Annotated in this window: 10 protein-coding genes; 3 read left to right on the forward strand and 7 right to left on the reverse strand. The window is 70.0% G+C overall.

Features of this window, described 5'->3' with window-relative positions; genetic code table 11:
• Window positions 1–16: 16 nt before the first annotated feature.
• Window positions 17–757: a hypothetical protein gene (locus tag C5B96_RS06955; RefSeq protein ID WP_104244296.1), complete on the reverse strand. Its 741-nt coding sequence runs from the start codon at window positions 755–757 to the stop codon at window positions 17–19.
• 34 nt (window positions 758–791) lie between these two features.
• Window positions 792–1,646, reverse strand: a complete 855-nt coding sequence (locus tag C5B96_RS06960; RefSeq protein ID WP_104244298.1) for a LysR substrate-binding domain-containing protein — start codon at window positions 1,644–1,646, stop codon at window positions 792–794.
• Window positions 1,647–1,860: 214 nt separating this feature from the next.
• Between C5B96_RS06960 and C5B96_RS06965 the strand changes: the two genes are divergently transcribed.
• Together C5B96_RS06965 and C5B96_RS06970 are read left to right on the forward strand one after the other, a co-directional pair.
• Window positions 1,861–3,141: an MFS transporter gene (locus C5B96_RS06965; RefSeq protein WP_104244312.1), complete on the forward strand. Its 1,281-nt coding sequence runs from the start codon at window positions 1,861–1,863 to the stop codon at window positions 3,139–3,141.
• Window positions 3,142–3,188: 47 nt separating this feature from the next.
• Window positions 3,189–3,908, forward strand: coding sequence for a DUF1345 domain-containing protein (locus C5B96_RS06970; protein ID WP_233189050.1), 720 nt, complete (start codon window positions 3,189–3,191; stop codon window positions 3,906–3,908).
• Window positions 3,909–4,046: 138 nt separating this feature from the next.
• On the opposite strand, the gene gatB is transcribed toward C5B96_RS06970, so the two are convergent.
• The 5 genes from gatB to mnmA form a co-directional block, all read right to left on the reverse strand.
• The gene (gene gatB, locus C5B96_RS06975; RefSeq protein ID WP_104244300.1) at window positions 4,047–5,561 is read right to left on the reverse strand and encodes an Asp-tRNA(Asn)/Glu-tRNA(Gln) amidotransferase subunit GatB; all 1,515 of its coding nucleotides are present in this window, start codon (window positions 5,559–5,561) and stop codon (window positions 4,047–4,049) included.
• Window positions 5,561–7,108, reverse strand: coding sequence for an Asp-tRNA(Asn)/Glu-tRNA(Gln) amidotransferase subunit GatA (gene gatA / locus C5B96_RS06980; RefSeq protein WP_104244302.1), 1,548 nt, complete (start codon window positions 7,106–7,108; stop codon window positions 5,561–5,563). Before gatA ends, gatB begins: the two co-directional genes overlap by 1 nt.
• The gene (gene gatC, locus C5B96_RS06985; protein WP_104244304.1) at window positions 7,105–7,470 is read right to left on the reverse strand and encodes an Asp-tRNA(Asn)/Glu-tRNA(Gln) amidotransferase subunit GatC; all 366 of its coding nucleotides are present in this window, start codon (window positions 7,468–7,470) and stop codon (window positions 7,105–7,107) included. Before gatC ends, gatA begins: the two co-directional genes overlap by 4 nt.
• 79 nt (window positions 7,471–7,549) lie before the next feature.
• Entirely contained in the window at window positions 7,550–10,108 is a 2,559-nt protein-coding gene (ligA, locus tag C5B96_RS06990; protein ID WP_104244306.1) for an NAD-dependent DNA ligase LigA, read from the reverse strand.
• Window positions 10,109–10,118: 10 nt separating this feature from the next.
• Window positions 10,119–11,285 carry a tRNA 2-thiouridine(34) synthase MnmA gene (gene mnmA, locus C5B96_RS06995; protein ID WP_104244308.1) on the reverse strand — a complete coding sequence of 389 codons (1,167 nt, stop codon included), beginning with the start codon at window positions 11,283–11,285 and terminating at the stop codon, window positions 10,119–10,121.
• 129 nt (window positions 11,286–11,414) lie between these two features.
• On the opposite strand from mnmA, the gene C5B96_RS07000 reads away from it, so the two are divergent.
• Window positions 11,415–12,452, forward strand: a complete 1,038-nt coding sequence (locus C5B96_RS07000; protein ID WP_158507135.1) for an endonuclease/exonuclease/phosphatase family protein — start codon at window positions 11,415–11,417, stop codon at window positions 12,450–12,452.
• Window positions 12,453–12,472 lie beyond the last annotated feature (20 nt).

Genomic DNA, 12,472 nt, shown 5'->3' on the forward strand with positions numbered 1-12,472 from the left:
GGCTCGGCGGGGGCGCTCAGACGCCGAAGTCGCCGAAGTCTCCGCTGAGGTCGGAGCCCCAGTCGCCGCCGGTGTCGCCGGTGCTCCAGTCGCCGCCGGCGCCCTCGGCGGTCGCGTCGCCGATGCTCCAGTCGCCGCCGGCGCCCGCGTCGCCCGCGCCAGCGTCGCCCGCGCCGGCGTCACCCGTGCCGGCGTCATCGGCCGGTGCGTCGCCGGTCTCACCTCCGGCGTCGGCCTGGTCGGTGCCGACGGTGTCGGGGATGAAGGCCTGGGCGATCGACGAGCCGATCACGTAACCGGCGACCGACCCGAGCAGCGAGCTCGCGAACACGCCGCCGAAACCGAGGCCACCCCCGCCCGCGCCCGCGCCCGCGCCCGCGCCGCCGAACATCCCACGCCCCGCACCACCAGGCCCGGCCGTGCCGCCGCCCGCGAAGGACTTCTCGAGAATGCCGGGCTGGCGGAGCTCCGAGCGGGTCGCCGACCGCGCGAGAGCCGCGGGCGACTCGTCGAGAGGCGCATCCCCGGCAGGCGCATTCTGAGACAGTTCGGCGAACACCTGAGCGCGCTGTTCGGGGGTGAGCGAGCCGAATGCCTCTGCGTGCACCTGCTCGATCGCCTCGGGCGGAGCCGTGCGCAACAGGTAGCGGTACCGTTCGATCGCGATCTCGTCATCGGTGCGAGCGGTGCTGCCGGTGGTCGCCGGCTTCTGCTCTGCGTACTCGTCGCGGCCCAACAGCCGATCCAGAAAGCCCATCGTCTTCTCCTTCGGTGAGAGTCTTCACACCAACCTACGCCGAGCGGTTGAGAGGCCGCCCCATGATCGCCGTCGTCAGCGCTTCGATCGGCTCGGCCGCGGCCGAGGGGTTCGCGAGCAGCCGGAAGTCCACGTGGCCGAGCTCGGGCAGGGCGAACCGCGGGCCGACGATCACGAGATCGTCGGGGATGAGCGACTGCGGGAAGACGGCGATGCCGAGCCCGGCGCGCACGGCCGCGAGCATCCCGTTCACCTCCCGCGTGTTGCAGGTGATGCGCCAGGTTCGGCCGTTCGCCTCGAGCGCGTCGATCGCGCTCTGCCGGCTGATGCTCGGGGCCTGGTACACGATCAGCGGCACGTGCGCGCCCGGCTCGACCACCGTCTTCTCCTGCCCGACCCACACGAGGTCGTCGCGCCGCACCAGCGCACCCTCGTCACTGTCGGAGAGCTGCTTGATGAAGATCAGGTCGAGTTGCCCGCTCTTCAGCCTCCGATAGAGCGGTGTGCTCTGGTTCACCGTCAACTCGAGGTTGATCTGCGGGTAGAGCTGGCGGAAGTGCCTCAGGATGCGCGGCAGCTGGGTGATCGCGAGGTCGTCCGCCGCGCCGAACCGCAGCCGCCCCCGCATCGCCGAACCGGTGAAGTAGGCCTCGGCCGAGGAGTGGGCGGCGAGGATGGTGCGGGCGAACCCCGCCATCGCATCCCCGTTGTCGGTCATGCGCACGTCTCGCGTGTCCCGCGCTATCAACTGTCTGCCTGCCGCCTCCTCGAGCTTGCGGATGTGCTGGCTCACCGTCGGCTGGCTGACCCCCAGCCGGGTCGCCGCGAGGGTGAAACTGTGTGTTTCAGCCACGGCAAGGAATGTGCCGAGAAGCACCGGATCGAACACGGGGCGCACCTTTCATTGACAAACGTAATGAGAGTAATAGCTGCAATTCACCCTAGCAATGATGCGGCGGCCGCTAACGTCGAAGGGACACACTTACTCGAAACTTTCTGAGGTTCCACCACTCGTGACATCCACCGCAGCGCCGCAGACCACCCCGCAGACCACCGCACAGCCGACCGCCGCACCGCCGACAGCAGCCCCGATCACGGCGCCGATCGCGGTGGTGACCGAACGCCCGCCGTGGCGGGACACGCTCGTCTCGTTGCGCATCCGCAACTACCGCCTGTTCACCTTCTCGAACATGCTCTCGATGACCGGCACCTGGATGCAGCGCATCGCGCAGGATTGGCTCGTGCTCGAACTCTCCGGCAGCGTCGCCGCAGTCGGCATCACGGTGGCCATGCAGTTCGCACCGATGCTGCTCTTCGGCCTGTTCGGCGGCGTGTTCGTCGACCGCCACTCCCGCCGCGCCATCCTGCTCGCCACGCAGCTCGCGCTCTTCGTGTTCGCCGCGCTCATCGCTGCACTCACCCTCACCGGGGTCGTCGAGGTCTGGCACGTCTACGTGATCGCCTTCCTGGTCGGCGGGGTGACGGTGTTCGACAACCCGGCCCGCCAGGTCTTCGTCAACGAACTGGTCGGCCCGAAATACCTGCACAACGCAATCAGCATCAACTCGTCGGTGTTCCAGCTCGGCGGGCTGGTCGGGCCCGCGATCAGCGGCGTCCTGCTGGTGGCGGTGGGGGCCGGATGGTCGTTCGCCATCAATGCGGTCACCTGCCTGTTCGTCGTGGCGGCGTTGCTCCTGCTGCGCGTCTCCGAGTTGCACCCGATGCAACAGGCCGTGCGGGCGAAGGGTCAGCTGCGCGAGGGGCTCCGCTACGTGACCGCCAAGCCCGCCATCCTCTGGACCGTCATCATGGTCGCGGTGCTCGCGCTCTTCTCGTTCTCGATGCCGGTGCTGCTCGCGGCGTTCGCGACGGATGTCTTCGGTGTGGGAGCGAGCGGGTACGGCCTCTTCAACTCGCTGCTCGCGGTCGGCGCCTTCACCGGGGCCATCGCCTCGACGCGCCGCCGCGGCATCCGGCTGCGAACCGTGATCATCAGCGCCGGAATCTTCGGTCTGCTGCAGGCGGTCGCGGGCTTCATGACGAACCAGCTGTTCTTCTCCCTGGTGCTCATCGGGGTCGGTTTCGCCAACCTGCTGTTCATCACGGGCGCGAACTCGCTGGTGCAGATCTCGTCGAACCCGACCGTCCGGGGTCGCGTGATGAGCGTCTACGTGCTGGTGCTGCTCGGCGGGCAGGCGATCGGCGGGCCGCTGATGGGGTTCATCGTCGAGACCTGGGGCGCCCACGTGGGCATGGCGGTCGCCGGGCTCGCACCGGCCGTGGCGGCTGTAGTGATCGGGGTGGTGCTGGCCCGCCACGGCAATCTGCGCCTGCGGCTGCACCGCTCGCCGCGGTTCGTGAGCATCGAGCCGCTCGCGGAGTAGGGCACGGCGGCGCCGGTAATCGAGCGGGAGGTGGGAGGATTCCCCTCATGGCACCTTCGGACTCCCCCGCCACCCCCCAGCCGGCACCTGCACCTTCGTCGGCACCCGCACCCGACCCCGCGCGCCCGCCGGTGCCCGTGATGCACCGCGCGGCCACCCGCGTCGTCGTCATGCTCGTCGTCGGCGTCGTATCGGCACTGGTGGCCGGTCTCCTCGGATTCTGGGAGGGCGCCCCCGTCGTCGGCTGGGTCGCTGCCGCCGCCCTCTACGTCGGCTGGATCGGCGTGCGCATCTTCCCCCTGCGAGCCGACGCGACGGCGACCCACGCCACCCGCGAAGATCCCTCCCGCGGTGCGAGCGAACTGCTCATCCTGCTGGCGAGTCTCGCCAGCATCGCCGCAGTCGTCATCGTGCTTCTGGGCGCGAGCGACGCCCGCGGCATCCAGCGCCTCGGTGTCGGCGCCCTGGCGCTCGTCAGCCTGACCCTCTCGTGGGCGCTGGTGCACACGTTGTTCACGCTGCGCTACGCCTCGCTCTACTACCGCGGGCCCGACGGCGGCATCGACTTCAGCCAGAAGGAGGCGCCGCGCTACTCGGACTTCGCCTACATCGCCTTCACGATCGGCATGACTTACCAGGTGTCGGACACGACCTTCCAGTCGAGCGACTTCCGCTCAACGGCGCTCCGTCACGCCCTGCTCGCCTACCTCTTCGGCGCCGTCATCCTCGCCGCCACGATCAACCTGATCGCCGGCCTGGCGGGCTGACGCGCCGGGTGCCGGGCACTGCCGACGCCCAGCGCCCACTGAGGGCCGCCGACCGACGCCTGACGAGCGCCGCCCGTCAGGCCTCAGCGCCGCCCGCCGAGCCTTAGCTCGCCGCCCGCCGCCCGCTGCCCGCGCCCGTCAGGCGTTCGCGCGCTCCAGCACCAACTCCCGCACGCGTGCCGCGTCGGCCTGCCCGCGCATCGCCTTCATGACCGCACCGATCACGGCGCCGGCCGCCTGCACCTTGCCGTCGCGGATCTTCGCCAGCACATCGGGCTGCGACGCCAGCGCCTCGTCGATCGCCGCGATCAGCGCGCCGTCGTCGGAGACCACCGCGAGCCCTCGCCCGGCCACGACCTCGTCGGGCGTGCCTTCGCCCTCGATCACGCCCTCGAGCACCTGCCTCGCGAGCCGGTCGGTGAGCGTTCCGGCCTCGACCAGCGCGACGAGTTCGGAGACGTGCAGCGGCGACACCAGCGTCGAGGCATCCACCCCGCGCACGTTCGCGATGCGCGCGATCTCGCCCGTCCACCACTTGCGAGCGGACTGGGCGGATGCTCCCGCAGCCGTCGTCTCGATGATCTCGGTGAGCAGCCCCGAGTTCACCACATCCTGGAATTCGAGGTCGGTGAAACCCCAGTCGGTCTTCAGGCGTCGGCGACGCACCGCCGGCGCCTCGGGGAGCGCAGCCCGCAGCTCCTCGATCAGCTCGGCCGACGGTTCGACCGGCAGCAGGTCGGGCTCCGGGAAGTACCGGTAGTCGTCGGCGTCGCTCTTCGGGCGGCCGGCCGACGTCTGGCCTGTGTCTTCGTGCCAGTGGCGCGTCTCCTGGATGATCGTGCCACCCGCCTCGAGGATCGCGGCCTGGCGCTGGATCTCGTACCGGATCGCCCGCTCCACCGAGCGCAGCGAGTTGACGTTCTTCGTCTCTGTGCGGGTGCCGAGCTTCGCGGGCGGTTCGCCCGGGCCCGTGCGCCGGCGCAGCGAGATGTTCGCGTCGCAGCGCAGGTTGCCCCGCTCCATCTTCGCGTCGGAGATGCCGAGCGACACCACGATGTCGCGGATCGTCGACACGTACGCCTTCGCCAGCTCGGGTGCATCGCGCTCGGCACCGTAGATGATGTCGGTCACGATCTCGACGAGCGGAACACCGGCCCGGTTGTAGTCCACCAGCGAGTACTCGGCTCCCTGGATGCGGCCGGTCGCCCCGCCGACGTGCGTGAGCTTGCCGGCATCCTCTTCCATGTGGGCGCGTTCGATGGGCACGGTGAAGAGTCGCCCGTCGGGCAGCTCGACCTCGACCGATCCGCCGAACGCGATCGGCTCGTCGAACTGGGAGATCTGGTAGTTCTTGGCCAGGTCGGGGTAGAAGTAGTTCTTCCGCGCGAAGCGCGACGAGGGGGCGATCGAGCAGCCGAGAGCCAGACCGAGGCTGATCGAGTACTTCACCGCCTGCTCGTTGACCACGGGGAGGGAGCCCGGCAGGCCGAGGTCGACCGGCGTCACGTTCGTGTTCGGCTCGCCGCCGAAGAAGTTCGGCGCGTCGCTGAACATCTTTGTCTTGGTGTTCAGTTCGACGTGCACCTCGAACCCGAGCACCGGCTCGAACAGCTCGAGAGCCCTGTCGTAATCCATCAACTCAGCGTTGGCCATCAGACTGCACCTTCTTCAGACGCGAACATTTCCTGCGGGGCGAGGTCGGGTGCCTGGCTCAGCAGCGTGTGGCCCCAGCGGTCTTCGAGCAGCGCCTCGAGGGTCGCGCCGACCGCGTAGAGCCGGGCATCCTCCCGGGCGGGCGCCATGAACTGGATGCCCACCGGCAGCCCGTCTTCGGGCGCCAGCCCCACGGGCAGACTGATGCCGGGCACGCCCGCCAGGTTCGCCGGAATCGTGGTGAGGTCGTTGAGGTACATCGCCAACGGATCGTCGAGCTTCTCGCCGAGCTTGAACGCGGTGGTCGGCGCACTGGGGCTGACGAGCACGTCGACATCGGCGAACACCCGGGCGAAGTCGCGCTGGATGAGCGTGCGCACCTTCTGCGCACTGCCGTAGTAGGCGTCGTAGTAACCCGCGCTGAGCGCGTACGTGCCGAGGATGATGCGGCGCTTGACTTCGGGCCCGAACCCGGCCTCGCGGGTCGCCGACATCACGTCTTCGACCGTGCCGCCGCCCACCGGGTTCACCCGCAGGCCGAACCGCACGGAGTCGAACTTCGCGAGGTTCGACGATGCCTCGGCGGGCAGGATGAGATAGTACGCCGAGATGGCGTACTCGAAGCTCGGGGTGCTGACCTCGACCACCTCGGCTCCGGCCGCGGTGAGCAGCTCGAGCGCCTCCTGGAACCGCTGCGTCACGCCGGCCTGGAACCCGTCGCCGCCGAGTTCCTTCACGACACCGATGCGGAGCCCCTTCAGGCTGAGGTTCTGCTGCCCGGCGCGCGCAGCGTCGGCGAAGCTCGGCCACGCGTCTCTCAGGCTGGTGGAGTCGCGCGGATCGTGCCCGCCAATGACGTCGTGCAACAGGGCCGCATCGAGCACGGTGCGACTGACCGGCCCGACCTGGTCGAGGCTCGACGCGAGCGCGATAGCGCCGTACCGGGAGACGCCGCCGTACGTCGGCTTCACGCCGACCGATCCGGTGACGGCCGCGGGCTGGCGGATCGAGCCGCCCGTGTCACTGCCGAGCGCCAGGGGCGCTTCGAACGCGGCGACGGCCGCGGCCGAGCCACCGCCGGAACCACCGGGGATGCGGTCGAGGTCCCACGGGTTGTGCGTCGGCCCGTAAGCGGAGTGCTCGGTCGACGACCCCATCGCGAACTCGTCCATGTTGGTCTTGCCGAGGGGGATCAAGTCGGCGTCGCGCAGCTTCTTCACGACGGTCGCGTCATAGGGCGGCACCCAGCCCTCGAGAATCTTCGAGCCGGCCGTGGAGGGCATGTCGATGGTGCAGAGCACGTCTTTGATCGCGATCGGCACGCCGGCGAGCGGACCGAGCCGCTCCCCTGCCGCCCGGCGGGCGTCGACGGACCGGGCCGCGGCGCGCGCACCCTCTGTCGCGACGTGGAGGAACGCGCGCACCTCGTGGTCGACGGCCCCGATACGGTCGAGGTGGGCATCCGTCGCCTCGAGGCTCGACACCTCACCGCTGGACAGCGTGGCCGCGAGTTCGCTGGCACTCAGACGGGTCAGATCGTGGCTCACTGCTCTTCTCCCAGGATCGCGGAAACGCGGAAACGGCCGCCGTCGTGGTCGGGCGCGCCCGAGAGCGCCTGCTCCTGCGTCAGCGTGACGCCGACGACGTCGGGCCGGTAGACGTTCGCGAGCGGGATCGGGTGACTCGTCGCCGGAACGTCGGGCGTGGCCACCTCCGTCACCTTCGCGACGTTCTCGACGATCGCGACGAGTTCCCCGGTGAGCTTGGTGATCTCGTCGGGCGAGAGGTGAATGCGCGCCAGCCCCGCGAGGTGCGCGACCTGCTCGGTCGTGATCTCGCTGGGCTCGCCCGAACCGGCCGGGCGGCTGTTGGCGCTCGTGCTGACGGTCGGGGGTGTTTCAGATGACATGCGACTCCGTACTGCGTTTCTCGTAATGTTTCGGCGCCGATCTGCGCGCCGCACAACCCATCGATTCTATTCGGTGCCGCTACACGCCGTCGGCGGGCGCTGCGCCCTCCCCCGCGGTCGGCACGACCTTCTCGTCGACGGCGGCGGCCGCCGCACTCTCGGTGGGCTCGGACACGTCGGTGGCCTCACCGGCCGACGCAACAGGCTCAGCCGCGGGCACAGCCTTCTTGCGGCCACGACCCCGCGGCTTCGACGCCGCGGGCGCAGGCGCGTCGGCCCCGTCGCCCTCCGCACCGGAGTCAGCGCCCGCGCCCTCCGCAGCATCGCCCGTCGCAGAACCAGCTGCCGCTGCCGGAGCCGGAGCGGGCGCCTCGCCGAGCGCCTCGGGCCCCTCGGCCAGCAGCAGCGCGAACTGGGCCGCATCGATGATGCGGAGGCCGAGCGCCTCGGCCTTCGGCAGCTTCGACCCGGCGCCCGGGCCCGCTGCCACAAAGTCGGTCTTCTTGCTGACCGACGACGCCGCCTTGCCGCCCGCGGCGATGATCGCCTCGAGGGCTCCCTCCCGCGTGAAGCCCTCCAGGCTGCCGGTGGCGACGATGGTGAGCCCCGAGAGCGTTCCACCCGCGTCGGATGCCGCGCCGGGGCCGGGATGACCGGGCGTCGTGAACTGCACGCCCGCAGCCGCCCAGCGGTCGACCATCTCGGCGTGCCAGTCCACACTGAACCAGTCGATCAACGCGTCGGCGATGATTCCGCCGACGCCGTCGACCGCGGCGAGTTCCTCCCGCGAAGCGGCCCGGATCGCGTCGAGCGACCCGAAGTAGTCGGCCAGCGCCCGCGCGGCGACCGGGCCGACGTGGCGGATGCTGAGCGCGACGAGAATGCGCCAGAGCGGACTCGTGCGCGCCTTCTGGATGTTCTCGATCAGCTTGACCGCGCTCGACGACGGCACGAACAGCTCGTCGCCGTTGAACGGCCCGTCGGGGTCGAACGCGCCGTCTCTCTTCTGGCGGCGGCGGCGGAACGGCGACTCCCGCTTCGGCGCACCGTCGTCGGTGAGCTTTTCGAGCCCCGTCTCGGAGTCGCGCACCACCGTGGTGATCGGGAAGATGCGCTCGACCGTGAGGTCGAACATGCCGGCCTCCGTGTCGAGCGGAGGTTCAGCGGGCTCGACGGGCTGCGTGAGAGCCGCTGCGGCCACCTCGCCCAGCACCTCGATGTCGAGGGCGCCGCGTGAACCGACGTGCTCGACCCGGCCGCGCACCTGAGCGGGGCAGCTGCGCGCGTTCGGGCAGCGCAGGTCGATGTCGTTCTCCTTGGCGGGCGCGAGCTTCGTGCCGCACTCCGGGCAGAACTCGGGCATCACGAACTCGCGCTCTGTGCCGTCGCGCAGCTCGACGACCGGGCCGAGCACCTCGGGGATGACGTCACCGGCCTTCCGCAGAATCACGGTGTCGCCGATCAGCACGCCCTTGGCCTTCACGACCTCCTGGTTGTGCAGCGTCGCCTGCCGCACCTCCGAGCCCGCGACCCGCACCTTCTGCATGACGGCGAACGGGGTCGCGCGCCCGGTGCGCCCCACACTCACCACGATGTCGAGAAGTTTGGTCTGCACCTGCTCGGGCGGATATTTGTAGGCGATCGCCCAGCGCGGGGCGCGGCTCGTCGCACCGAGCTCCTCGTGCAGGGCGAGCTCGTCGACCTTCACGACGACACCGTCGATCTCGTGCTCGACGCTGGAGCGGTGCTCGCCGAAGTACTCGATGAACTCCGCGGCACCGGCCATGTCGGGCTTCACTCGATAGTGCGTGCTCGTCGGCAGCCCCCACGACTTCAGCAGGTCGTACACCTCCGACTGGGAGGCCACGGGCGGGTTCGGCCACGCGCCGATGCCGTGCACGAGCATCCGGAGCCGGCCGAGCCGTGCGCGCATGAGCGCGAGCTGCGCCTCGGTCTTGCCCTCGGACTTCTGGCGGAGCGACCCGCTCGCCGCATTGCGCGCGTTGGCGAAGATGCGGTCGCCGGCCGCGGTCTGCGCGGCGTTCAGGTCGTCGAAGGCGGCGGTCGGAAAGAAGATCTCGCCGCGAACCTCCATGATCGCGGGCGGCTCGACCGGTGGCGATCCCGGCTGCACGTCGAGGCGTTTCGGGATTCCGGGGATGAACGCGACGTTCTCGGTCACGTCTTCGCCGACCACACCGTCGCCCCGGGTCGCCGCCGAGACGAGCTCGCCGTTGACGTAGCGGAGGTTCATCGCGAGCCCGTCGATCTTCAGCTCGCAGAGGTAGTGCACGCGCCTTCCGGAGTCGCGCTCGACCTTCGTCGCCCACTCCGCGAACTCGTCGAGCGAGAAGACGTTGTCGAGACTGAGCATGCGCTCGGCGTGCTGCACCGGTGAGAACAGAGTCGTCTCGGCGCGGCCGCCCACAGTCTGGGTGGGGCTGTCCTGGCTCTGCAGCTCAGGAAAGAGCCGCTCGAGCTCCCCGAGCCGCCGGAGCAGGGCGTCGTACTCCTCGTCGGAGACCAGCGACGCATCCTGGTCGTAGTAGGCGTCGCGCAGTTGCTGGATGCGTGTCGTCGCCTGCTCGGCCTCAGCCGCCGCGGCCTCGAGGCTCAGCTCTTCGATGTCGTCGACCATGGCGCGGCTCTCAGGCCACACTCACGGGAACGTCGACGGCACTCGCGGTGCGGTCGATCGTCGTCTGACCGAGCACCCGGGTGCCGACATAGACCACCGCGGTCTGGCCGGGCGACACGCCGATCAGCGGCTCGTGGGGGCGGATGACCAGCTCGACCACCGCGTCACCCGAGCCCGCTGCACCGGCCGCACCCGCGGCATCCACCGGCACCACCTGGGCGACGGCGGGCACAGGGTCGGCATGCGCCCTGATCTGCACCTCGCACTCGAACGCGATCTCAGGATGCTGCGGCGCCACCCCGGCCCACGTGAAACGTGACCCGGCGATCTCGGCGATCGCCAGCGCCTCGCGCGGCCCCACGACCACGGTGTTGGTGGCCGGCTTCACTTCCAGAACGAAACGACGCCGACCGTCTTCGGCGAGGCTGCCGAGGTGCAGGCCGCGACGCTGCCCCACCGTGAACCCGCGCGCACCGTCGTGACTGCCCACGACCGTGCCGTCGCGCTCGACGATCTCGCCCCCGGGCAGCGTGCCCACCTTGTCGGCGAGCCAGCCCCGGGTGTCGCCGTCGGGGATGAAGCAGATGTCGTGGCTGTCGGGCTTGTTCGCCACGCTGAAACCGCGCTCTGCGGCCTCTGCGCGCACCAGCGCCTTCGACGGGGTCGCGCCGAGCGGGAACATCGAGTGCGCCAGTTGGTCAGCCGTCAGCACCCCGAGCACGTAGCTCTGGTCTTTGGCCCACGCGCTCGCGCGGTGCAGCTCCCGGTTGCCGTCGGCATCCGTCAGGATCGTCGCGTAGTGGCCCGTCGCGACGGCGTCGAAGCCGAGATCGAGCGCCTTCTCGAGCAGTGCGGCGAACTTGATGCGCTCGTTGCAGCGCATGCACGGGTTCGGCGTGCGACCGGCCTCGTATTCGGCGATGAAGTCGTCGACCACGTCGAGCTTGAAGCGTTCGGAGAAATCCCACACGTAATAGGGGATGCCGATGATGTTCGCCGCCCGCTGCGCGTCGGAGGAGTCTTCGATCGTGCAGCACCCCCGGCTGCCCGTGCGGAGCGTGCCGGGCATACGACTCAGTGCGAGGTGCACGCCGACCACGTCGTGCCCCGCTTCGACGGCGCGCGCCGCCGCCACAGCGGAATCGACGCCACCGCTCATTGCTGCCAGAACCTTCATGATTCCAGTGTAGGCATCCCCCGCTGACACTCCTCGGGCCGCCTCGAATCTGTGGACAACTCGCGACACGGCAGACCTGTGCACAGTTCTGACACGAAAGGCCCAGACTGATCGGCGAGGATGGTCGCGATGTCCCTGCTCTCCTCACCACCCCGCTCCCCGTCGCTCGGGGCGCCTGCGCCGACCGGCGCGGCGCCGTCGGCGAGGCGTCGTGGGCGCCCGGTGCTCGCGGTCGTCGTCGTGGCGCTCTCGCTGGTTCTGGCGGGCGTCCTCCTGTTCCACCGGGCCATCCCCGACGTCGCAGGCATCGGCCTGCTCGTCGACAGCATCGCGCCCTGGTTCGGTCTGTTCGTTCCGGTTCTGCTGGTGCTCGGCATGATCAGCCGCCGCCCGCGAGCGCTTGTCGGTGTGCTCGTTCCCGCCGTGGTGTGGGCGCTGCTCTTCGGGCCGGGCATCGTTCCGCTGTCGTGGACGGGTGCGGCCTCCCCCTCCGCCGGCGCCGCTGCGGCGGCATCCGGAACCGCCACGGCCACCACCCTCACAGTTGCCAGCCAGAACATCGAGGCCTCCTCGCAGACGGGAGACATCTCGGCTCGCACCCTGGCGGCCACCGGCACCGACGTGATCGCGCTCGAGGAGATGGACTCCGACGACTTCGACGCCATCTCGCGCACCCTCGCCGCGTCGTACCCCTATTCCTTCGGCGTCGGCACGGTCGGCCTCTGGAGCAAGTACCCCGTCATCAACGCCCAGCCGCTGAACCTCGGTCTCGGCTGGAACCGCGCCCTCGCCGCCGACCTCGACACCCCCCAGGGGCTCGTCAGCATCTACGTCATCCACGCCGCCTCCGCCCGGCCCGGCGAGGTCTCGGCACGCGACTCCATGCTCGCCGCCCTAGCCGACACGTTGCCGAACGACGAGAACGAGCGGGTGATCGCCGTCGGCGACTTCAATGCGGCCTCGACCGACCGCGCGATGGCGGGCATCACGGGCCAGCTCGCCGAGCCGAACCAGACCGACGGGATGTTCGGCAACACCTGGCCGTCGACCCTCCCCGTCACGCGCCTCGACCACCTCCTGCAGCGCGGCATGACGGTCGACTCGAACACCACGTTCGCCGCCGGCGCGAGCGACCACCGCGCGATCATCACGACGCTCACCCTCTGAGCCGCCGCCGACGCCCGCCG

Origin of the sequence: Subtercola sp. Z020 (genome assembly GCF_002931235.1) — a bacterium.
Taxonomy (GTDB): domain Bacteria; phylum Actinomycetota; class Actinomycetes; order Actinomycetales; family Microbacteriaceae; genus Subtercola.

What these genes read in the sequence shown, in the direction of transcription:
- C5B96_RS06955 (WP_104244296.1), bottom strand. Translation starts at nt 757, where the DNA reads ATGGGCTTTCTGGATCGGCTGTTGGGCCGCGACGAGTACGCAGAGCAG.
- C5B96_RS06970 (WP_233189050.1), top strand. Translation starts at nt 3,189, where the DNA reads ATGGCACCTTCGGACTCCCCCGCCACCCCCCAGCCGGCACCTGCACCT.
- gatB (WP_104244300.1), bottom strand. Translation starts at nt 5,561, where the DNA reads ATGGCCAACGCTGAGTTGATGGATTACGACAGGGCTCTCGAGCTGTTC.
- gatC (WP_104244304.1), bottom strand. Translation starts at nt 7,470, where the DNA reads ATGTCATCTGAAACACCCCCGACCGTCAGCACGAGCGCCAACAGCCGC.
- ligA (WP_104244306.1), bottom strand. Translation starts at nt 10,108, where the DNA reads ATGGTCGACGACATCGAAGAGCTGAGCCTCGAGGCCGCGGCGGCTGAG.
- mnmA (WP_104244308.1), bottom strand. Translation starts at nt 11,285, where the DNA reads ATGAAGGTTCTGGCAGCAATGAGCGGTGGCGTCGATTCCGCTGTGGCG.
- C5B96_RS07000 (WP_158507135.1), top strand. Translation starts at nt 11,415, where the DNA reads ATGTCCCTGCTCTCCTCACCACCCCGCTCCCCGTCGCTCGGGGCGCCT.